This is a genomic window from Agrobacterium pusense (assembly GCF_013285525.1).
Lineage (GTDB): Bacteria > Pseudomonadota > Alphaproteobacteria > Rhizobiales > Rhizobiaceae > Agrobacterium > Agrobacterium pusense.
In genome coordinates this window covers 401,274-427,192 of the sequence record NZ_CP053858.1, presented here as the reverse complement: position 1 = coordinate 427,192, position 25,919 = coordinate 401,274, and the positions used below count along the sequence as shown (strand labels likewise).

At 57.7% G+C, this 25,919-nt stretch carries 24 protein-coding genes; 18 read left to right on the top strand and 6 right to left on the bottom strand.

Annotated elements, in window-relative coordinates:
- Positions 1–157: 157 nt before the first annotated feature.
- Both HQN82_RS25205 and HQN82_RS25200 read right to left on the bottom strand, forming a co-directional pair.
- Positions 158–1,018: an NADPH-dependent F420 reductase gene (locus HQN82_RS25205; RefSeq protein WP_173616345.1), complete on the bottom strand. Its 861-nt coding sequence runs from the start codon at positions 1,016–1,018 to the stop codon at positions 158–160.
- Positions 945–2,267 (bottom strand): NtaA/DmoA family FMN-dependent monooxygenase, encoded by a 1,323-nt coding sequence (locus HQN82_RS25200; RefSeq protein ID WP_173616344.1) that lies wholly within the window; start codon positions 2,265–2,267, stop codon positions 945–947. The genes HQN82_RS25205 and HQN82_RS25200 overlap by 74 nt, the downstream gene beginning before the upstream one ends.
- Positions 2,268–2,501: 234 nt before the next feature.
- On the opposite strand from HQN82_RS25200, the gene HQN82_RS25195 reads away from it, so the two are divergent.
- Entirely contained in the window at positions 2,502–2,969 is a 468-nt protein-coding gene (locus tag HQN82_RS25195; protein WP_245304910.1) for a TetR/AcrR family transcriptional regulator, read from the top strand.
- Positions 2,970–3,250: 281 nt separating this feature from the next.
- On the opposite strand, the gene HQN82_RS25190 is transcribed toward HQN82_RS25195, so the two are convergent.
- Positions 3,251–4,243, bottom strand: coding sequence for an amidohydrolase family protein (locus tag HQN82_RS25190; protein WP_173616343.1), 993 nt, complete (start codon positions 4,241–4,243; stop codon positions 3,251–3,253).
- 92 nt (positions 4,244–4,335) lie between these two features.
- Here HQN82_RS25190 and HQN82_RS25185 point away from each other — a divergent pair, with 92 nt between their 5' ends.
- Positions 4,336–5,172 carry an AraC family transcriptional regulator gene (locus HQN82_RS25185; protein ID WP_234904935.1) on the top strand — a complete coding sequence of 279 codons (837 nt, stop codon included), beginning with the start codon at positions 4,336–4,338 and terminating at the stop codon, positions 5,170–5,172.
- A 218-nt stretch (positions 5,173–5,390) separates the two neighbouring features.
- Here the strand turns inward: HQN82_RS25185 and HQN82_RS25180 are convergent, their stop codons facing one another.
- Together HQN82_RS25180 and HQN82_RS25175 are read right to left on the bottom strand one after the other, a co-directional pair.
- Positions 5,391–6,383, bottom strand: coding sequence for an alpha/beta hydrolase (locus tag HQN82_RS25180; protein WP_234904973.1), 993 nt, complete (start codon positions 6,381–6,383; stop codon positions 5,391–5,393).
- 165 nt (positions 6,384–6,548) lie between these two features.
- Positions 6,549–7,466, bottom strand: coding sequence for a LysR substrate-binding domain-containing protein (locus tag HQN82_RS25175; RefSeq protein WP_173616342.1), 918 nt, complete (start codon positions 7,464–7,466; stop codon positions 6,549–6,551).
- 121 nt (positions 7,467–7,587) lie between these two features.
- Here HQN82_RS25175 and HQN82_RS25170 point away from each other — a divergent pair, with 121 nt between their 5' ends.
- The 8 genes from HQN82_RS25170 (at position 7,588) to HQN82_RS25135 (ending at position 15,304) form a co-directional block, all read left to right on the top strand.
- The gene (locus HQN82_RS25170; RefSeq protein WP_173616341.1) at positions 7,588–8,553 is read left to right on the top strand and encodes a tripartite tricarboxylate transporter substrate-binding protein; all 966 of its coding nucleotides are present in this window, start codon (positions 7,588–7,590) and stop codon (positions 8,551–8,553) included.
- A 51-nt stretch (positions 8,554–8,604) separates the two neighbouring features.
- Positions 8,605–9,057, top strand: a complete 453-nt coding sequence (locus HQN82_RS25165) for a tripartite tricarboxylate transporter TctB family protein (RefSeq protein WP_173616340.1) — start codon at positions 8,605–8,607, stop codon at positions 9,055–9,057.
- 6 nt (positions 9,058–9,063) lie between these two features.
- A complete protein-coding gene (locus HQN82_RS25160; protein ID WP_173616417.1) occupies positions 9,064–10,569 on the top strand; it encodes a tripartite tricarboxylate transporter permease in 1,506 nt (501 codons plus the stop codon).
- 17 nt (positions 10,570–10,586) lie between these two features.
- Complete coding sequence (locus HQN82_RS25155) at positions 10,587–11,669, top strand: tartrate dehydrogenase (protein ID WP_173616339.1); 1,083 nt, start codon at positions 10,587–10,589, stop codon at positions 11,667–11,669.
- Between the two features lie 284 nt (positions 11,670–11,953).
- Positions 11,954–13,267, top strand: a complete 1,314-nt coding sequence (gene dctA / locus HQN82_RS25150) for a C4-dicarboxylate transporter DctA (RefSeq protein WP_173616338.1) — start codon at positions 11,954–11,956, stop codon at positions 13,265–13,267.
- Positions 13,268–13,307: 40 nt separating this feature from the next.
- Positions 13,308–14,471, top strand: a complete 1,164-nt coding sequence (locus tag HQN82_RS25145) for a mandelate racemase/muconate lactonizing enzyme family protein (protein WP_173616337.1) — start codon at positions 13,308–13,310, stop codon at positions 14,469–14,471.
- Positions 14,472–14,528: 57 nt separating this feature from the next.
- Positions 14,529–14,756 carry a hypothetical protein gene (locus HQN82_RS25140; protein WP_173616336.1) on the top strand — a complete coding sequence of 76 codons (228 nt, stop codon included), beginning with the start codon at positions 14,529–14,531 and terminating at the stop codon, positions 14,754–14,756.
- A 257-nt stretch (positions 14,757–15,013) separates the two neighbouring features.
- Complete coding sequence (locus HQN82_RS25135; protein ID WP_173616335.1) at positions 15,014–15,304, top strand: hypothetical protein; 291 nt, start codon at positions 15,014–15,016, stop codon at positions 15,302–15,304.
- Here the strand turns inward: HQN82_RS25135 and HQN82_RS25130 are convergent.
- On the bottom strand, positions 15,301–15,741 hold the full coding sequence (locus HQN82_RS25130) for an RbsD/FucU family protein (protein WP_111820919.1): 441 nt from the start codon (positions 15,739–15,741) through the stop codon (positions 15,301–15,303). The genes HQN82_RS25135 and HQN82_RS25130 overlap by 4 nt on opposite strands.
- A 364-nt stretch (positions 15,742–16,105) precedes the next feature.
- Here HQN82_RS25130 and HQN82_RS25125 point away from each other — a divergent pair, with 364 nt between their 5' ends.
- The 8 genes from HQN82_RS25125 to HQN82_RS25090 all read left to right on the top strand — a co-directional run bounded on the left by HQN82_RS25125 (position 16,106) and on the right by HQN82_RS25090 (position 25,910).
- On the top strand, positions 16,106–17,167 hold the full coding sequence (locus HQN82_RS25125) for an ABC transporter ATP-binding protein (protein ID WP_173616334.1): 1,062 nt from the start codon (positions 16,106–16,108) through the stop codon (positions 17,165–17,167).
- A gap of 61 nt (positions 17,168–17,228) precedes the next feature.
- The gene (locus tag HQN82_RS25120; protein ID WP_173616333.1) at positions 17,229–18,890 is read left to right on the top strand and encodes an ABC transporter substrate-binding protein; all 1,662 of its coding nucleotides are present in this window, start codon (positions 17,229–17,231) and stop codon (positions 18,888–18,890) included.
- A 102-nt stretch (positions 18,891–18,992) separates the two neighbouring features.
- Entirely contained in the window at positions 18,993–20,102 is a 1,110-nt protein-coding gene (locus tag HQN82_RS25115; protein WP_173616332.1) for a carbohydrate ABC transporter permease, read from the top strand.
- Positions 20,103–20,113: 11 nt separating this feature from the next.
- A complete protein-coding gene (locus tag HQN82_RS25110; protein ID WP_173616331.1) occupies positions 20,114–21,037 on the top strand; it encodes a carbohydrate ABC transporter permease in 924 nt (307 codons plus the stop codon).
- Positions 21,038–21,045: 8 nt separating this feature from the next.
- A complete protein-coding gene (gene rbsK / locus HQN82_RS25105) occupies positions 21,046–21,966 on the top strand; it encodes a ribokinase (protein WP_173616330.1) in 921 nt (306 codons plus the stop codon).
- Positions 21,967–22,196: 230 nt separating this feature from the next.
- Entirely contained in the window at positions 22,197–23,168 is a 972-nt protein-coding gene (locus tag HQN82_RS25100) for a sugar phosphate isomerase/epimerase family protein (protein ID WP_173616416.1), read from the top strand.
- Between the two features lie 89 nt (positions 23,169–23,257).
- The gene (locus tag HQN82_RS25095) at positions 23,258–24,322 is read left to right on the top strand and encodes a sugar ABC transporter substrate-binding protein (RefSeq protein WP_173616329.1); all 1,065 of its coding nucleotides are present in this window, start codon (positions 23,258–23,260) and stop codon (positions 24,320–24,322) included.
- Between the two features lie 61 nt (positions 24,323–24,383).
- A complete protein-coding gene (locus tag HQN82_RS25090) occupies positions 24,384–25,910 on the top strand; it encodes a sugar ABC transporter ATP-binding protein (RefSeq protein WP_173616328.1) in 1,527 nt (508 codons plus the stop codon).
- The last annotated feature ends 9 nt before the right edge of the window (positions 25,911–25,919 follow it).

The window sequence follows — 25,919 nt, the reverse complement described above, 5'->3', positions numbered from 1 at the left end:
CGGGGTTGTGACCGGCCTCGAAGTGTTCGAGGTAAACTTTAGAGGCCGCGTCGCCTTAGCTCCTACGTGGCCGGAGGTACCGATTTACTTGTCTGCTACCTTACTCTCGATTAATGATCGGGAGGGCGGAGGCGCTCGCGGCCTCCGGCGCAGGGGATCACTTTGGAGCAGTGACCTCACGATTGCGGGCAACAATTTGCCCGTGACTGAGTGGCGACGTCTCTTCCATAAAGCTCTTGATGAGCGCATCGCGGTTCTTCGGCGCGCTCGCCTTGTCGGCTTTGGACAGCGCGTCTATGAGTTCGGGCAACGTTAGTTCCGTGCAGTAGGCGGGCGTGCCTGGCTGCTGGCGCCAGGAGTGTGCGAGATCTCCGGCATCCAGCGCATCGAAGCCGGTTTCGTTCACCAGTTTACTCGCAATCGCTTTTCCACGTGCGTCATCGCCCGCGACAGGGATCGCGATGCGGTTGACTGTGCCCTCTTCGGCGCCACCATTGGTAAGCGTTTCAGCGAGAAGCGCGTTAAACGCCTTGATCACCGGCCGACCAAGCTGTTCGCTCGCCCAGATGCTTTCCGGCTTGCCCTCGTCGATCTCCGCAATGTTTCCGTCGCGGAAGGGATAGTAGTTACCGGTGTCGATCACGATGACATCCGCCGGTACTTGTGCAAACAGGCCAGCGACATTAGGGATCTGCGCGAACGGAATCGAGAGGATGATTGCCTCGACGTCCTTGACCGCATCCTGAGCGGCGACCGGTATAGTGCCGATCTCCTCAGCTTTCTCGCGGATGTCTTCAGGGCCCTTCGAGCCCGCCAGCTTGACCGTATGCCCGGCCGCTGCCAGTTTTTTCGCAATCGTAGCGCCGATGTTTCCAGCGCCGATGATGCCGATTTTCATGTCCATATCCTTTCGATTGATGTGTGCGTGTTGATAGTTATTGACGTCACTGCGTAACGCGCGGGTCGATCCCGTATTGTGCGGGAGTGCCAAGGTGCTCGCGCAGGGTAACGCCGTCATAGTCCCGGTGAAACAACCCACGATCCTGCAGGATCGGCACCACGCCGTCGACGAAAGCGTCTATCCCGTCCTCATAGATGTCCGGGGAAACCCAGAAGCCATCGACAGCCTCTGCTTCGAACCACTCCTGCATGTGGTCAGCGGCCTCTATGGCGGGTCCAACAATGACAGGATGGTAGTCGATAACCCCGTGCGCAAGAGCGTCGCGTATAGTCCAACCTTCACGTACAACCTTCAGCGCATGGGCCGAGCGTGGATCGCCAGGCGATGGACGCGCCTTGGCCAACTGATCGGGCGATAAGGGCTCGTCGAGCCGAGCAGGATCAAGGCGAAGGCCGAGCATATGACCGAGATACGCCGCCCGCTGAGGAAAGGTGCGTTCACTCAATGCAATCCGGCGATCGAGACCTTCCCGTCGATCGTAGGCGATCGTCGTCATCAGCCCGGCTAAGAACTTGAGCTCGTCCGGATCCCGCCCCGCGCGTTCGGCCGCTGCACGGAAAGCAGCGCGCTGCGTGTACGCGTCATCAACCGTGAACGCAGCGCCAATGACGCCATTTGCATAACGGCCGGCGAGCTCAATAGCGTTCGGACTGCCGCCGGCGTGGAAAATGACGGGTTGTCCCTGCTCGGAAGGGGGAATGTGCAAAGGTCCGCGCGCGGCGACGAACTCGCCCCCCAAGTTGATGGGAACCACCTGTTCGGCATTCGCGAACCGGCCAGTTGCCTTGTCGTGCACCCAGGCATCCTTGCCCCAGCTGCCCCAAAGCGCTTGTACCAGCTGGACAGTCTCATGCGCCCGTCCATAGCGATCCGAGCTGGACGGCAGGCTTCTTCCGTAATTTGCAGCAACATCTTCGCCGCTCGAAGTGACAGCATTCCAACCTGTCCGTCCGTGGCTCATAATATCCAGCGCTTTAAACTGGCGCGCCAGGTTGAACGGTTCGTTGAACGTTGTCGAGCCGGTGGCAATGAGACCAATCCGACTGGTTTCGCGCGCGACGGCCGCCAAGGTGAGCATCACATCGAGGTTGAAGTTCGGCGGCTCATTGGCGATATCCGCGACATGGGTTGGGCCGTCTGGAAGGAACAGGAACTGGAGCTTGCCCCGCTCGGCAGCCTGAGCGTGGCGTACCTTAGCGTCGAAACTTGTATAACTCTTGGGTTCCACTGAGGATGCGCGCCAGGCGCCGGGGAGGTTCCCGTAACCGTTGCCCAGATGCATCCCAATTATCATCTGCCTTGTCATTCCATCCTCGTTTGCGCCGAACAACCTGTTAAAAAGATCTGTGGTGCGCTATATGGAGAGCATCTCCGCTTTCATTCTCATATACGGAGAGTGTCTCCGATGTTCAAGTGTTAAAGGTTAAATATGGAAATGTTGCCGAAATCGTCTGCGCCTCGCAGAGACGCCCGACACAACCGGGCTCACATACTCGACGTGGCCAGGCAGGCGTTTCGAACAAACGGTGTTGACGTGTCGATGGATGCTGTCGCAAAGCTGGCCGAGGTGGGGCCGGGCACGCTCTACCGCCATTTTCCGAACAAGGACGCTCTACTCGCCGCGCTCCTGGTTGATCATTATGAAGCATTGGACCGTCGTCGCGTCGAGATAGAAGCGCAGGATTCGGATCCAGCTCGTGTGCTCGAGCGCTGGATTGACGCTTTGGGAGACTGGATGGTGGCTTATGAGGGATTGCCTGAGCCGTTACGCGCGGCGTGCCGTCAAGAGTCTCCGCTCACCCCTACCTGCCATGCCGTCACCGCCACGACCGAGCGCATCCTGAATGCTGCACAGCAAAGCGGGGTCGCACGTCGAACGGTGACCGGCCGGGATATTTTTTTGGGGGCACTGGCGATCGCGTGGGCAAGCGGAGCCTCGCTCGCAGAGGAAGATACGCGGGACGTGCTTAGCGACGTTCTGCGAAACGGCTGGCTGGAGCGAAAATAACAATCGGTCGTCCGCTAATCAATTTCCATCGAGAGGTGCTTCATGACGGATACCATGTGGACGGTCGATCGTATCCCGCGCGGCATTGGCGATCAGACTAGGTTGCTGGCACGTTAGCGTCCCATGCTGACCTCTGTGATATTCGTGTTTTAGGAGAGATCTGTCGACTTCCTTTGCTGGAGGTAGATACGCGAATCTCGTCTACTGTTGCACACAACGGCCCCCTTCGGGTCGTCATATTTGATCAAGGGCCGACCGGTTCGGCTCCTTGATCGAGGGTTTCATAGGCCGAGTAGAGAGTCGGCGTTTCCGTGGGCGATTCGTGCTCTGTCGGCCTTGGAGACAGGTAGGTTGTTCAGAAACGCCACGCCAGCGCCGTTCGTGGCGTAGGGATAATCGATTGAAAACAGGATGCGATCCGTGCCGAATGCGGTCAGCGCGGCAAGAAAAGCAGACGTGTCGAAGAAGCCACTGGTCGTAATCCACACCTGATCCAGAATAGTTTCAGATACGGTACGCTGCCGTCCTGTTTCCGCTACCGTTCCGAAAGTCTCGTCAACGCGTTTGAGCAGCATCGGCAGCAACTCGCCCATGTGACCAATGATCAGCTTCAGTCCTGGATTCCGGTCGAGTGCGCCGGACAGCACCAGGCGAAGAATTTGAATCGCTACTTCTGAATGCCAGCCAAAGCCGGCGTTCGACAGCAGATATGATGAGATTTCGCTTGGCAATCCACCATAATAAACGTCCCGCACTGCACGTGGAGGGGGGCCGGGATGAATATATAGCGGACAGGCGAGCGCCTCGGCCCGTGACAGGATCGGCGCGAACCGCGGGTCGTCCAGGAACAGACCATCCGTGGTCCCATTGATAGAGGCACCACGAAAACCGAGCTTTTCCACGCACCGCTCCAGTTCGTCCGCGGCAGCGGCTGGTTCTTTCATAGGCAAATGAGCGAATGCCGCAAAATGATCTGGATGCCTTTCAACCGCCGCGGCAAGTCGATCGTTGTAATCACGCGCGAAGCTTATGCCTTCTTCTCCGGCAAGCAATTCGGCACCCGGACCTATGACAGACAGCACTTGCAGGGTTACCCCTGCCTGGATCATGGCATCGATGCGCCCATTCTGTATATCGCCCAGTGCCTCGTTGAGAGGTCCAGGCCCCCAATCCCCACCCGATGGCACCCAGCCGGCCTCTACGGCAATCGAAGCTGGAATCCGTTGGGTCATCTCGGGGAGCATTACATGCTCCTCTAAAGCAACAATACGCATGATGTCATTCTCTCCATTCGATGGCGCTAAGGTTGAAGATACCCGCAGACATCGTTAGTACTGCTTCCATCGTTGGCGTGATATGCTCCAGAATGACTACTGATATCGAAAATATGCCAATAACACCTCTTCGGGCGCCGTCGGCAGCCGCATGGGATGTCGAGTTCGCAACACCCGCGATGGCGTTGCTTGTCGGGTACGATCAGGACTGGGCTGAGCTGCCGCTGCACGAGCACGCGAGTGGGCAACTCATCATAGCCCTGAGCGGTACGGTAATGTGCCACGTTCCCGGCTCGATATGGATAGTCCCCTCCGGATGCGCCGTATGGGTTCCGGCCGGTCTTCGGCATCGCAGCCCCGCATCTCCGCACTCGCGCTTATGCATCCTCTTTGTCAAGCAGGATGCCGCCTGTCTGCCCCTTGATTGTTGCACCTTAGAGATCACCCCATTGGTGAGAGAGCTAGTCCTGCGGCTCGTTGGCACGAGCGTTGGGAGCAACGCCGATGATCACGAACTTCTTGTTATGAAAGTATTGCTGAGAGAGCTTGAGGGAATGCCAACGGGCGGACTGAGGCTCCCCGTTTCGTCTCACCCCAAGATGGTAGCGATTCAAGAGGCGCTGATGGCGAACCCGGCCGACCGAACAACGCTTGCTAAGTGGTCATGTAAGATCGCCACCAGCGAGCGGACGCTGGCCCGCTTGGTATTCAAGGAGACGGGGATGACATTCGGTCGATGGCGACAGCAGCTCCATCTGCTTGTCGCGGTCTCTAAGCTGTCCGACGGCGTTCCCGTACAGCAAGTCTCCCATGCCCTCGGCTATGAATCGACAACCGCGTTCATAACAATGTTCCGTAAGGCCTTGGGGACAACGCCTTCGCGCTACTTTGACCGCGGTGTCGCCGATCCGCAAAGGCTTAAAAATTGAAGGCAGAAAGACGAATAGTTTGGTAAGTCGCTTAAAGGCAGGCCATCTTCGTTATTCCTTTGTGGGTGCACCTTGCGGCAAGGTCATCTGGGCGGCAATCTCCGGGACGATTTGGCGAGTGGCGGCGTAATGATCAGTGTGATCGAGAAGACTGGGCCGTCCGAAATAAAGTTGCTTCTGCCTCCAACGTAAATTGAGAGGCCACCATCGTTCTCGGTTCAAAGATTTCCGCCGCGAGAATCCTTCTCGTCAACCTTTCCCTTGATCGGTTCGCCCAAAGTGGACTTAAACCATTCTACGACCCGGTCGATGATGGGTGGCTGATACCAGGTAAGATCGCCATGACCGGCGCCCTGCACAAGAACGTATTCGACCTTGTCACCCTTCTTCTTGAGGGCGTCAAAAAGCTGCACGCTCTGCCTTGGTGAAACGAGAGTATCGGCGCTTCCATGCATGATCAGGAAGGGCGGCTTGCTGCCCTGGAGATGACCCATGGGACTTGCCTGCAAAGCCTTTTCGGGATCGCTGCCGATCGATGCACCGGGGAAATCAGCAAAAGCGGGGCCATTCACCAGCAGAGCCTCGGTCACCGCCGGCGATTCGTGCACTTTGGCGATCGCACCTGGAAAGCCTTCGCCGATCTCAAGCAGGTTGGAGATTCCATACATCGTTACGGCCGCCTGCACATTAGAGGACTTGTCAAGGAATTGTCCGGTGTCGAAGATTTGTTCGCCATTCGTCATGCCCATCATCTGCGACACGTATCCGCCAGCAGAGTCGCCAATTACGCCGATGCGGCTTGGGTCGATACCATACTCGGCGGCATGTTCGCGCAGATAGCGAATAGCTGCCTTGCCGTCCTCGACAAGTGCCGGATATTTGTTGGGAACAGTGCGATATTGCGCAGCTGCGACCACATAACCCGCCTTGGCAAGTGCCATCCGCAAATCGATGAATTTTTCATGGTCCGCCGAGATGAAGCCGCCGCCCGGGAAATAGACGATTGCGGGTTTCAGATCATTGTTCCGGGGCACCAGAAGCGACATTTCGAGTTGGGTAACGGCGCGAACTTGTTTGATTTGTGAGAAGACAACACCACCGATCGCATCGATCTGGCCTTGTGTTTTCTCGACGCGAACGACCTGCGCACCTTCGGTGTAGCCCGGCAAAGACGTCTTGTTGCTATCTTGGGCAAGAGTGTTAGTCACCATGGTTGCTCCAAAAAACAAAGTGCAAAGGACCACTCTATTCATAGTCATCATGTCGGTTTTTCCTTTGAGGGATGAGTTCAATCAGGGTTGTAAAAGCCTCTACAATTATTCTTAGTCCTTTGCGGATCAACATTTAGCTCGCCCCGCGGGCGCACATCGATCCCCTTAGCCCTGCTTTCGTTTCGATAAACTTTCGACGTTCTTCCAGAAATTTTCCGCCAGCTCCGTCATCCGTGATCGGGGTCGGATCAGCACAATCTTGACCGGTACCATCCACCTCTCGTCGCCGGCGATTGCAAGCTTCCCTTCTGGCTCCAGCTCGGAATTAGCAAGGCTGCGGGGTATCCAAGCGATACCCTTTCCCTCGAGTGCCAACGCTTTCAACACCATTGCAAGGTGAGATGTGAACACGCGTGCGAGATGCAGTTCGCTTCCGACATGAGGCAGGTTGGCGGCGAGGATCCGGCCCATTCCCGATTTCTCATCGAACGATATATGCGGTACAGGGTCTGTTGGCGTGCCGGGCAGTATATGGCTTGCCGATCCCTCTTTATTCTTCTGAGCCACTGGAAGAAGAACATCGCTGGCCAGTTCCACGTATCTGAAATCGGCTTCATGCAACCGAATTTCACTGTTCGGATGGAAGTGGCAAAGCAGAAACTGCGCTCTGCCTTCCGCCATCATCTTTTCGCACTCGTTCATATTGTCTGACAGGAGCCGGATCGGCACGGTGGCGACCGATGAGCCCAGACTTTGCACCCACCCCGGAAAAAACGTGAAGGACAGAGCGTGCGTTGCCGCAAATGTCAGGGTTGCGGTGGCGGATCGCTCCTGACGCAAGTCCTGTGTTGCCCTTTCAATCCTTTGAAGAATATCATTCGCGGCATCCAGCATGATTTCGCCCGCAGGCGTGATCCTGATGCGGTGCGTCGATCGGTCCACCAGAACGGATCCACTCCAGTCTTCGAAAGCCTTTATCCGGCGACCGAAAGCGGGCTGGGTAATGTTGCGCATCTCCGCAGCCCTCGAAAAATTAAGGGTGTCAGCGAGAGCTCGCAAATCCAAAAGCCAGGCGGTATCCATCTTCCCCCCTTAGTTGCGGCACCAATTGAAGCCGAAACGGCATTGGACCGTCAATCGCTTGTTCGCGAATGTTGCTTTGAGGAGTGCCGTTGTTGGAGACGACGGCAAATGGGAGGAAGACATGAAGCTACTTTCAACAATAGCTGCATTTACGCTAGCAGTCACCCCGGTTTTTGCGGCAGACTATCCGGAACGCAACATATTTATGGTCGTCCCCTATGCGGCGGGTGGGCCAACTGACACTATTGCCCGACTGACCGCAGACGCAATGTCCAAGTCGCTCGGTAAGCAAATCATCGTTGAAAACGTCGCAGGCGCCGGCGGAACAATCGGTGCCCGACGCGTCGCGGACGCAGATCCGGACGGCTATACGATCCTCGTACACCATATCGGAATGGCGACGGCCCCAGCACTGTACCGGCAATTGCCCTATAAACCCATGGAGGCGTTTGAACCGATCGGGCTCGTCAGCGACGCCGCGATGACGGTAATCGCGCGCAATGAGTTCCCGACGTCGACGTTTCAGGAACTCGTCGCCTACATCAAGCAGAACGGTAACAAGGTCACCTATGCTCATGCTGGCATTGGAGCCGCGTCCCATCTCTGCGGCACGTTGTTCATGTCAACCATCGGTACGCAGATGACGACCGTTCCCTACAAGGGGAATGGCCCGATCATGACGGATTTGCTTGGTGGCCAGATCGATATGACCTGTGACCAGGCCACAAATACCGTCGGCCCGATTACGCAAAAGCAAGTCAAGGCATACGCTATTACAAGTGAAACACGCGCTGCCACACTGCCTGACGTGCCGACGACCACCGAGGCTGAATTGCCTGAATTCAAAGTCGGTGTCTGGCATGGCGTATACGCGCCCAAGGGCACCCCGAAAGACGTCCTCGACAAGCTGACGTCGGCGCTCCAGGCTGCAATGGACGACGCTACCTTGAAGGAACGCTTCGCGCAGATCGCCACCATGCCCGCGACGAAAGAACAGGCGACGCAGGAGGCGCTTCGCACCAAACTCGATAGCGAAATCAAGCGGTGGGATCCCATCATCAAGGCTGCCGGCCAGTTTGCAGATTAACGGTGATGGTTCGGCTGCGGGGTAAAGCCCGTAGTCGAACGGGGGTCTTTCATGGATATTAAAAACATTGCTGCTTCCGGCACGTTGCTCGCTGTCGGTATCGGATTCGGCATTTCGTCCATATTTACAATGGACGTCGGATCGGCGCTCAAAATGGGCCCTGGGTATTTTCCCCTGATTCTGTCGATCGTCATTACGGTGATTGGCGCCGTTATTGGAACAAAGGCCCTCAGGGACACTGAAGTTTTTCGCCCGCAGATCGCGCCCTTGCGTGCTCTTGCCGCGATTATCGTTGCCCCGATCCTCTTCGGCCTGACCGTCCGTGGCCTGGGGTTCGTTCCTGCAGTGGCGCTCACCTCATTGTCTGCCGCAACCGCGGCGACCGGGCAAAGACCGCTCGTAGTTCTTGCCATTACGCTGGGCATCACAGTGTTCTGTCTGGGCGTGTTCTACTACGGTCTCGGGCTGCCCGTCCGTCTCATCGGCCCCTGGTTGGGAGTTTGAGCCATGATGGACCTCATCGGGAATCTAGGGATGGGCCTGAGCGCTGCTCTCACGCCTTACAACATTGTCTTCTGCTTCGTCGGCACGCTGCTCGGAACGCTCGTCGGCGTTCTCCCGGGGATTGGTCCGACAGCGACAATTGCCATGCTTTTGCCGATCACGCTTTCGCTCTCGCCCGAGACATCCCTGATCATGCTCGCCGGCATCTATTACGGTGCACAGTATGGCGGCTCGACGACGGCGATCCTCATCAATCTGCCGGGCGAGTCCTCATCAGCTGTGACGGCTCTGGACGGCTACCAGATGGCGCGGCAGGGCAGGGCGGGGCCAGCACTTGCAGCCGCCGCGCTTAGTTCCTTCTTTGCCGGAACCATCGCAACCGTGGTCGTCGCCGCCCTTGCGCCGCCCCTGACCTCAATCGCGTTGAAATTCGGCTCGCCTGAGTATTTTGGCCTAATGGTACTCGGACTTGCCGCGTCCATCGTCCTTGCGCGCGGATCTGTGCTGAAGACGATCGCCATGGTGTCGATGGGCCTCGTCTTCGGTCTTGTCGGAACGGATATCAATACCGGGGCGATGCGTTTCACGCTCGGTCGACCGGAACTGGCGGACGGTTTGAACTTCGTCGCCGTCGCTGTCGGTCTCTTCGGCATCGCTGAAATCCTGCGAAACCTCGAGACGACGATCGAGCGAACGGCCGTCGTCAGCCGTGTAGCGGGCCTCTGGCCAAGTCGCGCGGATTTCAAAGCGATGATTGCCCCGGCGTGTCGGGGCACTTTGCTTGGTTCCGCTCTGGGCGTTCTTCCAGGAGGCGGTGCGATCCTGGCGTCCTTCGCATCCTATGCGCTGGAGAAGAAGATCTCAAAGACGCCGGAACGCTTCGGCAATGGCGCGATCGAGGGTGTCGCCGGTCCGGAGGCTGCAAACAATGCCGGGGCGCAGACATCGTTCATCCCGATGCTGACCCTCGGCGTGCCCGCCAATCCCGTCATGGCACTCATGATCGGAGCGATGATTATTCAGGGCATCGTGCCCGGCCCGCAGGTCGCAACTGAGCAACCCACGTTGTTCTGGGGATTGATCGCCTCGATGTGGATCGGCAACCTGCTGCTCGTCATCCTGAACCTGCCGTTGATCGGCCTGTGGGTCAGACTTCTGACGGTTCCCTACACGGTGCTGTTTCCGGCCATCCTCGCCTTTGCGTCCATCGGCGTCTACAGCGTCAATTCCAACACCTTCGATCTCTATGTGATGGCGGCGTTCGGTATCTTCGGCTACGCCCTGTCGAAACTGGATTTCGAGCCGGCGCCCATGCTGCTGGGCTTCGTCCTCGGTCCCCTGCTGGAAGAGCATCTTCGCAGGGCTATGACGATTTCGCACGGTGACGTCTCTGTCTTCGTCACGCGGCCCATCAGCGCGGGACTTCTGGCGGTCGCCCTCATAGTGCTGGTAATCGCCTTTCTCCCCAACATCGCGAGACGTCGCAATCAGGTCTTCGTCGAGGAAGACTGATCGAATTGGAGCATACTTTGGAAAACAGAACCAACCGCATCTACAAGATCGCCTCCATCGCCGGTGACGGCATTGGCAAGGAGGTTGTGCCCGAAGGACTCCGGGTTCTGGAGGCAGCATCGAAAAAGTTCGGCTTCGAACTACAGGTTGACAGCTTCGACTTCGCTTCCTGCGATTACTACGTGAAGCACGGGCAAATGATGCCGGAAGACTGGAAGGCGCAGATCGGCAGCCATGACGCCATCTTCTTCGGTGCGGTCGGCTGGCCGGAGATCGTTCCCGATCATATCTCGCTCTGGGGCTCGCTGATCCAGTTCCGCCGCGAGTTCGACCAGTATGTCAGCTTGCGGCCCGTGCGGCTGATGCCCGGCGTGACCTCGCCGCTGGCAGGCAGAGGCCCCGGCGATATCGACTTCTACGTCGTCCGAGAGAATACAGAGGGCGAGTATTCCTCGGTCGGCGGCCGCATATTTCCGGGAACCGAGCGGGAAACGGTCCTGCAGGAAACGGTGATGACGCGGATCGGCGTCGACCGGATCCTGAAGTTCGCCTTCGATCTCGCCCAGACCCGGCCCCGGAAGCGGGTGACGTCAGCGACCAAGTCAAACGGCATTTCCATCTCGATGCCCTATTGGGACGAACGGGTCGAGGAGATGGCAAAGGCCTATCCGGATATCACGTGGGACAAATACCATATCGATATTCTGTGTGCGCATTTCGTACTGAATCCGGACCGCTTCGACGTGGTCGTCGCATCGAACCTGTTCGGCGACATCCTCTCTGATCTTGGGCCTGCCTGCACCGGTACAATCGGCATCGCCCCTTCAGGAAACATCAACCCTGAGCGGAAATTCCCCTCCCTGTTCGAGCCTGTCCATGGATCGGCCCCTGACATTGCCGGGCAGGGGATCGCGAACCCCATCGGCCAGATCTGGTCGGCAGCAATGATGCTGGATCATTTGGGTGAGCCTGATGCGAGCGCGGCCGTCATGTCCGGGATAGAGGCCGTTCTCACCGATCGGCGGCTTCGAACACGCGACTTGGACGGAGATGCGGACACCGTCACATGCGGAAAAGCCGTTGCAGATACCCTCGGGTGATGGACACCCCTTGCCTGCCCTCGAGGTCGACGTTCAAGCTCAATCGGCATTGCCTATCCTCATCCTTATGAGAGGCAGTATGCGTCACTTCCTCTCATTTCCCGCGAATTTAGCATAAGAGCATACAAAGTCGCTACGACCACAATCTCAACGCAATGCCGGAACGGCATCAATACAGATCGTTAAGGCATTGGAAGCGGCGACCTTGCTCGATTAAACCGGCAATAGTCGGTCTTGTCCGACCGCTGCGGAGGTGCAGCAGGGAATATCAGGAGGGGGTCAACATGGCACGTCGGTTGCTAGGACAGCTATACATCCAGGTCCTCATCGGGATCGCCATCGGCATCGTCGTGGGGCTCGTATTCCCGGCATTCGCTACGAAACTCCAGCCGTTCGCCGATGGCTTCATCAAGCTCATCAAGATGCTTCTAGCGCCTGTCATTTTTGCGACCGTCGTGCTCGGGATTGCCAAGATGGGCGACATCAAGGAAGTCGGCAAGACGGGTGCGAGGGCACTCATCTATTTCGAGGTCGTCTCGACCATCGCCCTCGTTCTCGGCCTCATCGTCGTCAACATTATGCAGCCCGGCGTAGGCATGAACATCGACGCCAGCACGCTCGATGCCGGTGCGATCTCGCAGTACCAGCAGACCGCGCAGTCGCAGGGTGGGTTTGTCGAGTTCGTGATGAATATCATTCCGACCACCATGGTCGAAGCCTTCGCCAAGGGAGCAAGGCTTCAGGTCATTCTACTGGCCGTCCTCGTCGGTATCGCCCTCTTGCAGATCGGCGAACGCGGCAAGCCTGTCTTCGATGTGCTCGATGCGTTTCTTTTGGCCCTGTTCCGCATCGTCGGCATGGTCATGCGGCTTGCTCCTATCGGCGCTGGGGCCGGCGTGGCCTACACCATCGGTAAGCACGGGATCGGCACACTTTGGTCGCTAGGCCACCTCATGCTGGCCGTCTACCTGACGTCTGCCCTGTTCGTCGTCTTTGTTCTCGGTACTGTCGCCCGATGGTCGGGCTTTCCGCTGCTGCACTTCTTCCGCTACTTCAAGGACGAAATCCTGATCGTTCTTGCCACCTGCTCGTCGGAAGCCGTTCTGCCGCGCATGATGGTCAAGCTCGAGCGTCTGGGCTGCAAGAAGTCAGTCGTCGGACTTGTTCTTCCCACCGGCTATACGTTCAACGCCGATGGAACCTGCATTTACCTCACGATGGCGGCCGTCTTCGTCGCGCAGGCCACCAACACGCCGCTCGGGCTCGAGGGGCAACTCCTGATCCTCGGCGTCCTTCTTCTGACGTCGAAGGGATCAGCAGGGGTTGCCGGTGCGGGCTTTGTGACGCTTGCCGCCACGCTATCGAGCTTCCACGCTATTCCGATTGCCGGCCTAGTGCTGCTGCTCGGCGTTGATCGCTTCATGAACGAGGCGCGAGCCGTCGTGAACCTCATTGGCAACGGTGTCGCAACAATCGCCATCGCCAAGTGGGAAGGCGCCCTCGACCGGGCAACCGTCGAGGCCGTCATCGCCGAGCAACGCGGCGACATTCCCCGCAACATAACGGCTCCAGGCCACGCCCTCGAAGTTCAACACTAATCAATCCATCAAACCAGCATAGTGAAAGTGGAGATTTAACATGCGCATCGTAGATGTCTGCGAAGTTACCAAACCCATCGCGTCACCCATCCGCAACGCCTATATCGACTTTTCGAAGATGACCGCCAGTCTGGTCGCGGTCGTGACCGATGTTGTCAGGGACGGCCGACGCGTCGTCGGCTACGGCTTCAACTCGAACGGCCGTTACGGTCAGGGAGGCCTGATCCGCGAGCGGTTCAAGGACCGTATTCTCGAAGCTGATCCGGCAGAACTGATCAACGACGCTGGCACCAATCTCGACCCGCACAAGATCTGGGCGAAGATGATGATGAACGAGAAGCCAGGCGGACACGGCGAGCGTTCTGTCGCCGTCGGCACCCTAGACATGGCGATCTGGGACGCCGTCGCCAAGATCGAGGGCAAGCCGCTCTTTCGCTATCTCGCGGATATGAAAGGCCGCGAAGCCAATCCACGGGTCTTCGTCTACGCGGCTGGCGGCTACTACTACCCCGGCAAGGACAACAGCGCACTGCGCAAGGAAATGCGCGGCTATCTCGACCGAGGCTACAATGTCGTGAAAATGAAGATCGGCGGCGCGTCCATCGACGAAGACCGCGGTCGCATCGAATCCGTGCTTGAGGAAATCGGTTCGGAGGCGAAGCTCGCTGTAGATGCAAACGGCCGCTTCGATCTCGAAACTGGCATCGCCTACGCCAAGATGCTGCGCGAATACCCGCTCTTCTGGTACGAAGAAATCGGCGATCCGCTTGACTATTCGCTGCAGGCAGCGATCTCCGAATTCTACGATGGCCCGATGGCCACCGGCGAGAACCTCTTCTCTCACCAGGATGCCCGCAACCTGCTGCGCCACGGCGGCATGCGCCCCGATCGGGACTTCCTGCAGTTCGACTGCGCGCTCTCCTACGGTCTCGTCGAGTACCTGCGCACGCTCGACGTGCTGCGCCAGTTCGGCTGGTCGCCGTCGCGCTGCATCCCGCACGGCGGTCACCAGATGTCGCTCAACATTGCCGCTGGCCTCGGCCTTGGGGGCAACGAGAGCTACCCGGATCTCTTCCAACCCTATGGCGGTTTCCCCGATGGCGTCAAAGTCATCGACGGCCACATCACGATGCCGGAACTGCCGGGCATCGGCTTCGAAGGCAAGTCCGACCTGATCAAGGTCATGCGCGAACTCGCCGAATAGCGTTGTTTCGTGGGGAGCGCTAATTCCGCTCCCCACCGTTTCTTGAAGAATTTCGGCATGATCGACGACGTCCGCCAATCCGCTCTCGACTATCATTGTCATCCGGAGCAGATCACGCTGACCGACATCAACAGCGTCGTTCATGCCGAGCGCAATAACCCGATGCTGCCCAACATGCGCCGGTTCGCCCATCGGACCGATGACCGTAAGCTGGCCGAAGTGATTGCAGGCGCTGATATCTTTCTGGGCCTATCCACCCCTGCTGTATTCAAGCCCGATGGCTGAAACTGCTGGCCAATCCGCTCATTCTGGCCATGGCCAATCCGGATCTGAAAATCATGCCGCACGTTGTGGAAGCCGCGCGGCCGATGCGATCATCGCCACTGACGCTGCGACCTCACCAATCAGGTCAACAATCTTCTCTGTTTCCCCTACATCTTGCGTGGCGCGCTCGACTGTCAGGCGACCGAAGTCAACGAAGATATGAAGGTGGCGGCAGTGTCGGCCGTTGCAGCGCTGGCACACGTCGAGCCTATGAAACCTTGGCCAATACCTATGGGGGAGAAGTGCTATCGTTCAGTACCGAGCACATCATTCCCAAGCCCTTCGATCCACGCTTGATCCCCGATATCGCCCCGGCCGTCGGCAAGTCGGCAGCCGACACGGGTGATGCGCTCAACGCGATTACTGATGTTCCTGCCTATCACAACTGGAGCGTCCGCTATGAGCTTGACCGGCTGTCTCTACGTGATTGGACGCCCTTCGGCGTCCACAAGGTGTCGTCAAGCCGCGGCGTGCCTCGCTGGATGTCATTTTTGTCGGACCGGACTTAAACGACGCCTTTGCTAAAAATGAAGCATCCATATGGCCCCATGTCGGACGTTCGGATAATCGCAAACGATTGTTTTGCGGCTTCGTAAAATGCAAAGCGCTCCAGTGCTTCTATGGGAACGCGCCTACCTTCGGCCCGATCGACCACAGCCTGCATGGTGTCGAAAATTGGCAAATGACCATCTGGGTCATCGACTATCTGCATACGCTTGACCGGTGCGGCGACGAATGTGTCGAGAGGAAACAGTTTCAAAACAGCTTCCGCTACACGTTCGAGGCCACATCCCGAAACGTCGATTAGGCGGCCGTAGCTCGTATGCCGAGCGATGGTGTGAGCCGGATGGTTGACGTCGCACAGAACCAGTTGATCGCCATGCCCCATCAGCATCAAGGCGTACAAAAGTTCAGCATTCAAAACCGGATCAACTCCCTTGAGCAATTTAACCTCCTCACAGTCGACAATACACCAATCTTTACAAAATATCGAACGCTTGTAATTTTTCAATCACAATGCAAGTCGAATTACGCGATTTTATCGGCACACATAATAATGCAGGGCGCATCATGGTGTAAGGTAGTGCATGATCCAATTCAGCGATCGCTGCTCAGAAAAAAGTAACAAACTGATCGGACGCGGACTTTACAACTTTCAATTCCTATGTGAAGTTTAATGCGTAGCAATATCCTCCCAAGGGTCTCAGCAGCGGCGGTAGTGAAGCGGGGTGCTTCCGCCGACGCTGCAGAGAGGGACAACGGGAGGAGCGTCGTGAGGAGTGCGCGACGCCGTGGGAGGAGAAGAGCTTTTGGCGTCGATGAGCATCGTCAATGTCGGAAAAGCCTATGGAAGCCTGACGGTAATCCATGGTGTTTCCGTTGAAATACCCGACGGCGAATTCGTCGTGCTGGTGGGGCCGTCCGGCTGCGGAAAATCGACCCTGCTGCGCATGGTCGCAGGGCTGGAGCCGATCACATTCGGAGATATCCAGATCGACGGCAAGGTGGTCAACGACCTGCCACCAAAAGACCGAGACATCGCGATGGTGTTTCAAAGCTACGCCCTTTATCCGCACAAGACCGTTGCCGAGAATATGGGTTTCGCACTCAAGATGCGTGGTGAGACCAAAGCCGATATCGATGCTCGTGTCCGCAGAGCAGCCGAGATCCTTGACCTTGTACCCTATCTGGCCCGCTACCCCCGCCAGCTTTCCGGCGGTCAGCGCCAGCGTGTGGCGATGGGCCGTGCGATTGTTCGCGATCCCAAAGTCTTCCTTTTCGATGAGCCGCTGTCCAACCTTGATGCCAAGCTGCGCGTGCAGATGCGGGCGGAAATCAAGGAATTGCAGCGTCGCCTTGCGACGACGATGATCTATGTGACGCATGATCAGATCGAGGCCATGACCATGGCAGACCGTATCGTCGTGCTGCGCGATGGGCGCGTGGAGCAGATCGGCTCGCCGCTGACGCTGTATGATAAGCCCGCCAATACCTTCGTTGCCGGTTTCATCGGTTCTCCATCCATGAACCTCATCAAAGGCCATATTCGCAGTGCTGCAGAACCCTATTTCGAGACGGATGATGGCATTCGCCTGCCTCTGGTACGCGTTCCTGCCGGTTCTGATGGCAGGTCTGCCTTTTACGGTATTCGACCGGAGCACTTCGCGCTAGGCGGTTCTGTCAGCGCGCAGGTGACGGTGGTGGAATCGACCGGCTCTGAAACGCAGGTCTTTGCCAAGCTCGGCCAGCAGAAGATCATCGGCGTGTTTCGCGACCGCGTGGAAGAGCCTGCGGGCGGCACGATTGCGATGACGCCGAATGTTGCGCTGGTTCATCTTTTCGATGGGGAAAGCGGACTGAGGCTGGAATGAAATCTTTTCGTCGCGGCGAGGAGAAACGCGACGATGTCTAAATCAACGGGAGGAGAACCGCATGAAAGTCAGTGATTTCGAGAGAATGATGGCGATCGGCTTAAGCCGCCGTGCCATCTTGAAGACAGGCGCAAGCCTGGGGGCCGTGGCCGCCGGGGGCAGTTTGCTGGGTCCGTTTGGAGCAGCTTATGCGCAGGACGCGTCCCTGCGCACGCAGATCTTGCAGGTGCCGGGCGTCGGCAAGGGCTCTCCAACCGATGCCGACTGGCAGAAAGTTGGCGAGATGTGCCTGGAAGCGACGAAGAAGAACGTCAAGCAGGGCGAGTTTGCCGGCGTCGAGCTGTCCTTCATGGGCCTAAATAACCAGAACCTCCATAACGTGCTGTTCCGCGGTTTTCTGAAGCCATGGGAAGAATATACCGGTGCCAAGATCACCTGGATCGATCTGGCGCAGGCGGATTACAATCCACGTCTGCAGCAGGCCATCGCCACCGGCACGGTCGATTTCGACATTCTGGAAATGGGCGCCCCTTTTGAGGGCGATGTCTGCGGCAAGGGGCTGGCTTCCGAGATGCCGGATTGGGTCAAGGCCCAGATCGATATGGACGACTATGTCGATTACCTGAAAGCGCCAGTTGGAACATGGGATGGCAAGACCTACCGCGTGTCCGTCGATGGTGACTGCCACAACTTCAATTATCGGACCGATTACTTCACCGATGCCGACCTTGCCAAAGCCTGGAAGGACGAGGGCCATGAGGGCGAGTGGGGCGTGCCAAAGACCTGGCAAAAGGTTCAGGAAGTTACCAAATTCCTCAAGGGCAAGACGGTCGCAGGCGGAGACGCCATCGGCTATCTCGATGCCCCGAAGGCCTGGGGCGGTTTCGGCTTCTACTTCCTCGGGAGCCGTGCAACGGCCTATGCCAAGCACCCGGACGACAAGGCCTGGCTGTTCGACGCTGACACGATGAAGCCGCGCATCAACAACCCTGCCTGGGTTCGCGCCATTCAGGACGTTATCGATGCCCTGCCATCGGAAGCAGGCGACCAGTTGAACGCCGACCCCGGCACCACGGCTTTCCAGCAGTTTCTGGCTGGAACAGGCTCGATGGTCTCCTGGTGGGGCGACGTGGGTGCCGCTGCACGCACCAGCGACACGTCGGTGATTGGCGACACCATCGGCTTCGATATTCTGCCCGGTTCTGACGATGTCTATAATGCCAAGACCGGCAAATGGGACAAGCTCGCCAGCGGCCCCAACTTTGCGCCCAACATGGCCTATCTCGGCTGGGGTGTCTACGTCATGGCGCGTGTCGATAGCGATGAGAAAAAGAAGAAGGCGGCCTGGAGTGCGGCGGCCCATCTGGGCGGCAAGGACATCGCGCTGTGGACTGCAGCCTACCCATCGGGTTTCCAGTGCTATCGCAAGAGCCAGTTCGACATCAAGGAATGGGTGACGGCGGGCTATGACGAGGCCTTCATCTCGAACTACCTCGCCTCGCAGTCCAACTCATACAACCACCCCAATGCTGCCATCGAGCCACGTATTCCCGGCATCTTCCAGTATTACAGCATCGCGGAAGATGAACTTGCCAAGGTGTTTGCCGGTCAGGCCAGCGCACAGGCCGGAGCAGACGCCATCGCTGCTTCGTGGGAAAAGCTGACGGATCAGCTTGGGCGCGACAAGCAGATTGCACTCTACAAGGCCTCGCTCGGGGCATGATGCCCGGTGCAGGCTCTTAGTTTGCAATAGTTCAGGCGGCGGGGTTTTCGCCGCCTGAGCCACGAAGTCTTCCATTCGGCTCACCAGCCCAGAGGTCTGCCCATGTCGCATACGATCACGCAAACCATCAGCCCCGTGGAACGGACCATCGTTCCGCCCAGCTCCGCGCGGCGCGGAAAGCTGCTGCTGGTGGCCGCGACGGTGCTGCTCTTTGGCGTTCTTCTCGCACAGATCACTGACGTCGCGGGCATCACCGCCTTTGGTTTCGTCAGCTGGCGACCGCTGCTTTTCGCCTACATCGTCTGGGCGGTGGCACTTTGTGCTGCGCAGGTGATGATCCGTGGGGAGGCGGGCCAGCGGGCGGCTTTCGTGCTTCCTGCTGTTCTCTTCACCGTTGCCATGGTGGTCTTTCCCACCGTCTTTGGCCTCTATATTGCCTTTACCGACTGGAACCTGAGTGCGGTGGCGGGCCGCCGTTTCAACGGGCTCGATAACCTGCGCACGCTGTTTGCCGATCGCTATTTCTGGAACGCGCTGCTGAACATGGTTTATTATGTTCTGTCGGTGCTGGTGCAATATGCCATTGCCTTCGGGCTGGCATTGTTGCTGAACGCGGAGATCAAGGCGCGCAAATTCTTCCGTGTCGCCTTTCTGCTGCCGCTGATGCTCAGCCCTGTGGCCGTCAGCTGGATGATCGGCAAATCGCTTATGGAGTATCGTTTCGGGCCAGCGGCGACGCTTGCGCGACATCTGGGCTGGGATAATCCGGCATTCTTTTCCACGCCATTGCTGGCGCGGACCTCGATCATGGCCATGGATGCCTGGGTCTCCATTCCCTTCATGATGATCCTGCTGCTGGCAGGCCTTCAGGCTTTGCCTTCCGAAATCAAGGAGGCGGCGAAGGCGGATGGTGCTTCCGGCTGGCAGAGTTTCAAGGAAATCACCTTTCCGCTGATGCTGCCGGTCAGCATCACCGTCATCATTCTGCGCATCATCTTCCAGCTGAAGCTGGCCGATATCGTCATCAACGTCACGGCAGGTGGGCCGGGTGGGGCGACCGACACCGTATCCAGCTTCATCTTCCGCGAATATCGTGACCGTTCCAATGTCGGCTATGGCACCATGCTGGCGGAATTCTATCTGGTCATCATCATTATCTTCGTCGCGCTCATCCTCAAAGGGGCGAGCCGGTGGATGCAACGCGACAATTGAGGCTGAAACCGATGGCAACACATGTTGAAACATCAACCCCACGACCAAGCCTCTGGTCCCGCCGCCCGCAGTTTCTGACCAGCAGTCTGCTGATCTATGCGGCGCTGGTGTTCTGGGCTTTCGTGTCGCTGTTCCCGATTTACTGGACCATCACCACATCCTTCAAAACTGCGGTGAATGTGACGCAGGGGCATCTCATTCCCTTTGTCGACTTCACGCCGGACTGGAAGGGTTGGCGCTCGCTGGGTCTCTCACCCGATACGATCTTTTCGCAATCGACGGTGCGCGATGAATTCATGCGCCGGTTTTTCAACAGCATTGTGGCCTCGGCTGGCGCATCGTTTCTGGCTGTGCTGATCGGCTCGCTGGCGGCCTACGGTCTCAGCCGCTTTTCCTACAAATTCCTCTGGATGAAGAACAAGGACATATCCTTCTTCTTCCTGTCGCAGCTCATTCTTCCTCCCGTCGTGTTGGCGATGCCGTTTCTGGTTCTCTACAAGCACCTGATGCTGCTCGACACCCTGGTTGGCCTTATCCTCGTCTATACGCTGATGGTTCTGCCGATCGTCATCTGGATCATGCGCGATCAGTTCGACACGATCCCCGTGGAGCTGGAGCAGGCAGCGCTTGTGGATGGTTGCTCGATCTGGGGTGCGTTTTTGCGCATCGTTTTGCCCATCGCCTTGCCCGGCATGGTCGCGGCCTTCATCCTTTCGGTCATTCTTTGCTGGAACGAATATTTCTTCGCGGCTCTTTTAACGAGTTCGAATGCCAAGACGCTACCGGTTATGGTGGCCAGCCAGACGGGGTCGCAGGGCATCAACTGGTGGTCGATGGCGGCGATTGCGACGGCGGCCATCATGCCGCTGGTTCTGGTCGGCATCTTCCTGGAACGTTACATCGTAAAGGGCCTCACTGCGGGGGCCGTAAAATGAGGCCTGGAATGAAAACTGGGGTTTCCATTCTTGGTATTTTTGTTGCCGATACAGCCTATCTCGCACCCCGCATGCCTGCTTTGGGCGAAACCATTACCGGTAGCGGTTTCTCGTTCGGTCCGGGCGGCAAGGGGTCCAACCAAGCCGTCGCCGCGGCGCGAGCCGGCGCGCAGGTGTCTTTCATTTCCAAGATTGGCCGCGACACATTCGGTGATTTGGCGCTGAAGACGTATGAAGAGGCCGGAGTGACGGCCAAGCTGACGGTCATGGACGATCAGCCGACCGGTGCCGCATTCATCTACGTCAATGACAGCACGGGCGACAACGCTATCATTGTCTATGCTGGAGCCGCAGGCACGATTGGCGCCGGCGATGTAGAGGCGGCACGCGATACCATTGCGCAATCCTCAGTTTTTGTTACCCAGCTAGAACAGCCGGTGGAGGCTGCGCGCTATGCGCTGGAAATCGCGCGCGGTGCAGGTGTCACGACGATTTTCAATCCCGCGCCGGCCGAAGCCTTCCCCGAAGATATTTACAGCCTTTGCGACTTCATCATTCCCAACGAAACAGAAGCCGCCGCGCTTGTCGGTTTTCCCATCGATACGATTGATCATGCCGAACGTGCTGGCGAGATTTTCCTGTCTCGCGGCGTTGGTGTGGCCATCATCACGCTTGGAGGGCGGGGCGTGTTGTTTCATGCGCCGGGGCAATCCGTGCATGTGCCCGCCGTCTCCTGCGGTCCGACCGCCGATACGACCGGCGCGGGGGACGCTTTCGTGGGTGGTTTTGCGGCTGCGCTTTCGCGCGGTGCGGGGCCGCTTCAGGCGGTGCGATTCGGTTGCACGACCGCCGGTATTGCCGTGACCCGGCGCGGCACGGCCCCTGCAATGCCGATGCTTTCTGAAATCGAGGCCGTGATGGCGCGCTGACGCCACCGGATTTCGCTGCGCAACTCGTGGCCTTCGTCATGCTCCGAATATCTATGGCTGCAGCGATCTCGACGGCTGGATTTCGCGCGTTTTGATAGCGCGGAAAAGTTCGAAAAACGGCGTCACCAAAACGAATTGATGCGATGCACAACACATATTGCTTTACAAAATAATTATAATCTGTGAAGTTGCATCAACAACGACCGAAGTGAGCAAGAGCAGTGACCCAATTGAAATTCGCCACCCGACTGAATTCCTTCGCCTCGAAGCCTGCTGCCGAGTGGCCTGATCTTTCCGGCAAGCCGACCATGCTGCAGATGGCAAAGCGCGCTGCAAAGGTTGATGGTCTGACGGATCTCGACCTCAATTATCCTGATCATGTGGCCGATGATCCGGCACTTCTTGCCCGCCAGATCGGCGATCTCGGCCTTGCAATCAATGGCTTCGCCATGCGCTACTACACCAATCCGGCTTTCAAGATCGGTGCTTTCACCAATCCTGATGCGGCTGTGCGGCGTGAAGCGATCGAGCTGACGAAGAAGGGCATTGATGCCGCGCGCGCCGCTGGCAGTAACCTGATGACGCTGTGGCTGGGGCAGGATGGTTTCGACTACGCCTTCCAGGCCGACTACCATACGCTGTGGCAACACGAGATTGATGGAATTCGTGAAGTTTGTGCGCATGACCCGGATTGTCAGATCAGCATCGAATACAAGCCGAACGAACCGCGTTCCTATAGTCTGATGCCCGATTGCGCGACGACGCTTCTGGCCATCAAGGATGTGGATATGCCCAACCTTGGCGTGACGCTTGATTTCGCCCATGTACTCTATGCGGATGAACAGCCCGCTTTTGCCGCAGCCTTGATCGCCCGCTACAGCCGCGTTCTTGGTGTTCACCTCAATGACGGTTACGCCAAGCGCGACGACGGCCTGATGGTTGGGGCGGTTCATACGCAACAGACGATCGAGCTTCTGCGCCAGATTCGCAAGGATGGTTATGATGGTGCGATCTATTTCGACACGTTTCCTGACATGACCGGCCTCGACCCTGTTCACGAATGCGAAGTGAATATCCAGACCGTCAAGCGTATGCTGAAAATCGTTGATCGGATTGAACAGGACAATCGCCTGTCTGGTGCGGTTGACCGTCAGGACGCGGTATCTGCGCAGGCGATCATTCAGGAGCTGATGCTCGGCTGACACTGAGCAGCGCTGACATTCACCAATTTTCAACCTTTCAACCAAAGGCACGCCGGAGGTGTGCCCAGAAACCATCCGGGAGGAAACCGATGAAGACCCTGTTGAAGACAACCATAGCTGCCGGGTTTGCTGTCAGCTTGCTGTTCAGCGCCGCTTTCGCGCAGGAACTTGCGCCGCTCAATTCCGACACCGAAAAGGACCGGCTGGACTGGTCGCAACTCGAAGCCAAGCTCGGGCCTTTCCCAAAATTGCCCGAGGGCACGAAGGCTGGAGCGGTTTCCAAGACGCTGACCAACGAATACTGGCGTTCTCTGGGCGAAGGTTATGAAGCCCTCGGCAAAAAGGTCGGTGTGCCGGTTGCCTATCAGGCAGCTCAGAGCGAAGGCGATCAGTTGGGCCAGTTAACAATTGCCGAAGGCATGATCACGCAGGGTTACAATGTTCTGCTCGTTTCGCCGCAGACGGATGCCAATCTTCAGCCGGTTATCGAGCAGGCCAAGGCCGCCAATGTCCCGGTCGTCAACGTTAATGATGCCGTGATCCCACAGGCTGAGCATTATGTCGGTAACGTTCAGCGCGATAATGGTGTGCGCGTTGCCAAGTGGTTTATCGAAAACCGTCCGAAGGGCGGCAAGGTTGCCATTGTTGAAGGTCAGGCTGGCGTTTACGCCGCCGTTCAGCGCACTGACGGCTTCAAGTCTACCATCACCCAGAACGACAAGTTCCAGGTCGTTGCCAGCGTTCCCGGCAACTGGGATCGTCAAACCTCTTACGATGCTGCAACCAACATCCTTAATCAGCATCCTGACCTAATTGGTTTCTACGCCAATAATGACGGCATGGCGCTGGGCATTGTCGAAGCGGTTAAGGCCGCCGGTCTCGCGGGCAAGGTCGCGGTGTTCGGTACCGATGGTATCTCTGACGCTTATGCCTCCATCAAGGCGGGCGAACTCACCGGCACCGTGGACAGCTTCCCGGTTCTGACGGGTGAAGTCGCTCTGGAAACCGCCTTGCGTCTTGTTGCCGGCCAGAAGTTGCCGCGCGTGGTCGCCACCCCGCAAGCGCTGATCACTTCCGATAATCTCAGCCGCTATCAGGGCGAGGGCGTCGATGTGCGCGCCGTGCTGATGGAAGACGCCAAGACTGTAAAGTAATCAACGCTCAAGGAGATGCCGACTTATCCTCGGCATCTTCATTAGCCTGAGAGATGGAACGATGACGCCACGACTGAGATTCGAGACGATTTCCAAGATTTTTCCCGGCGTAAACGCGCTGACGGACGTTTCGTTTGATTTGGCTCCCGGCGAAATCCATGGACTTCTCGGTGAAAACGGTGCCGGCAAATCGACGCTGTTGCGCATTCTGTCCGGCGTGTTTCGCCCCACATCCGGCACCGTCTTCGTGGATGGTGAGGCGGTTGCCTTCAAAAAGCCGATGGACGCTCGCGCCGCCGGTATCGCCATGATCCATCAGGAACTTCAGCAGGTGCCGCATTTGAGCGTCGCCCAGAACATGTTTCTCGGACATTCGCTGACCCATATGGGCGGCATCTTTGTGTCCCGCCGCGAGCAGGAAGCCCGAGCCGCCGAAGCGCTTGCTATGATTGACAAAACAATCGATCCCTCGGCGCCAATATCGTCGCTGAAGGTCGCGCAGCGCCAGATCGTTGAAATCGGTCGTGCTCTCCTCGACAAGGCGAAGGTCATCGCCATGGACGAGCCGACATCGAGCCTCACACCCAGCGAGTTTGACCGTTTGGCCGAGGTCATCGCCAGCCTGTCGCAAAGCGGCGTTTCCATTATCTATGTGTCGCACAAGATGGATGAGGTGTTTCGCATCTGCCAACGCTCCAGCATCATGCGCGATGGCAAGCTGGTGGACATTGTCGATCTTGCCAAGGTCTCGGAAACCGATGTGATCGCCAAGATGGTCGGTCGAGAATTGATGCAGGAAGAGCATAATTCCTTCGTCACCGACGCCGTCAAGCTCGAAGCCAAAAACCTGTCTTCGCTCACCAGAATTCGTGATGTGTCCTTCACTTTACATAAGGGTGAAGTTCTCGGCATCGCCGGGCTCGTCGGCTCTGGCCGCACGGAACTTTTACGTCTGCTGGCAGGTGTCGACCGATTGAGCGCCGGATCGATCAGCATCGACGGCAAGGAGCAGAGCTTCGCCAATCCCCGTGATGCCATTGCCGCCGGTATCGGGCTGGTGCCGGAAGAGCGCAAGCGTGAGGGCATCATTCCTTTGCGTCCCGTCGCGACCAATATGGCACTGGCCTCCCTCGCCAGTTTCTCGTCTGGGGGTATGATCAACAATTTCAAGCTGCGCGCCACTGCAAAGGATTTGTTGAAGCGCGTCAATCTGCGACCTTTCCAGCTGGATCGCCCTATCCGCCTGTTCAGCGGCGGCAACCAGCAAAAGGCGATTATCGCGCGCTGGTTGGCGGCGAAATCGCAAATATTGCTCTTTGATGAACCGACACGCGGCATCGATGTCGGAGCCAAGTCGGAAATCTATCACCTGATCGAAGACCTCGCCCGTGAGGGCCATTCCATCATTGTCGTCTCCTCCGAACTGCCGGAAGTCATCCGACTGTCTGACCGCGTGCTGGTCATGCGCGAAGGGCGGATTGCTGCGACCATTGAACGTGATCAACTGAGCGAAAGCGCGATTGTCGCGCATGCCATTCCAGGCGCGAATGCCGATGCGGATGACGCGCGCATTGCGCGACCCGTGTGAACCTACAGG

Coding starts and splice junctions, on each gene's coding strand:
- HQN82_RS25205 (WP_173616345.1), bottom strand. CDS start 1,018: ATGACGGCGTTACCCTGCGCGAGCACCTTGGCACTCCCGCACAATACG.
- HQN82_RS25200 (WP_173616344.1), bottom strand. CDS start 2,267: ATGACAAGGCAGATGATAATTGGGATGCATCTGGGCAACGGTTACGGG.
- HQN82_RS25195 (WP_245304910.1), top strand. CDS start 2,502: ATGGATGCTGTCGCAAAGCTGGCCGAGGTGGGGCCGGGCACGCTCTAC.
- HQN82_RS25190 (WP_173616343.1), bottom strand. CDS start 4,243: ATGCGTATTGTTGCTTTAGAGGAGCATGTAATGCTCCCCGAGATGACC.
- HQN82_RS25185 (WP_234904935.1), top strand. CDS start 4,336: ATGACTACTGATATCGAAAATATGCCAATAACACCTCTTCGGGCGCCG.
- HQN82_RS25180 (WP_234904973.1), bottom strand. CDS start 6,383: ATGGTGACTAACACTCTTGCCCAAGATAGCAACAAGACGTCTTTGCCG.
- HQN82_RS25175 (WP_173616342.1), bottom strand. CDS start 7,466: ATGGATACCGCCTGGCTTTTGGATTTGCGAGCTCTCGCTGACACCCTT.
- HQN82_RS25170 (WP_173616341.1), top strand. CDS start 7,588: ATGAAGCTACTTTCAACAATAGCTGCATTTACGCTAGCAGTCACCCCG.
- HQN82_RS25165 (WP_173616340.1), top strand. CDS start 8,605: ATGGATATTAAAAACATTGCTGCTTCCGGCACGTTGCTCGCTGTCGGT.
- HQN82_RS25160 (WP_173616417.1), top strand. CDS start 9,064: ATGGACCTCATCGGGAATCTAGGGATGGGCCTGAGCGCTGCTCTCACG.
- dctA (WP_173616338.1), top strand. CDS start 11,954: ATGGCACGTCGGTTGCTAGGACAGCTATACATCCAGGTCCTCATCGGG.
- HQN82_RS25145 (WP_173616337.1), top strand. CDS start 13,308: ATGCGCATCGTAGATGTCTGCGAAGTTACCAAACCCATCGCGTCACCC.
- HQN82_RS25140 (WP_173616336.1), top strand. CDS start 14,529: ATGATCGACGACGTCCGCCAATCCGCTCTCGACTATCATTGTCATCCG.
- HQN82_RS25120 (WP_173616333.1), top strand. CDS start 17,229: ATGAAAGTCAGTGATTTCGAGAGAATGATGGCGATCGGCTTAAGCCGC.
- HQN82_RS25115 (WP_173616332.1), top strand. CDS start 18,993: ATGTCGCATACGATCACGCAAACCATCAGCCCCGTGGAACGGACCATC.
- HQN82_RS25110 (WP_173616331.1), top strand. CDS start 20,114: ATGGCAACACATGTTGAAACATCAACCCCACGACCAAGCCTCTGGTCC.
- rbsK (WP_173616330.1), top strand. CDS start 21,046: ATGAAAACTGGGGTTTCCATTCTTGGTATTTTTGTTGCCGATACAGCC.
- HQN82_RS25095 (WP_173616329.1), top strand. CDS start 23,258: ATGAAGACCCTGTTGAAGACAACCATAGCTGCCGGGTTTGCTGTCAGC.
- HQN82_RS25090 (WP_173616328.1), top strand. CDS start 24,384: ATGACGCCACGACTGAGATTCGAGACGATTTCCAAGATTTTTCCCGGC.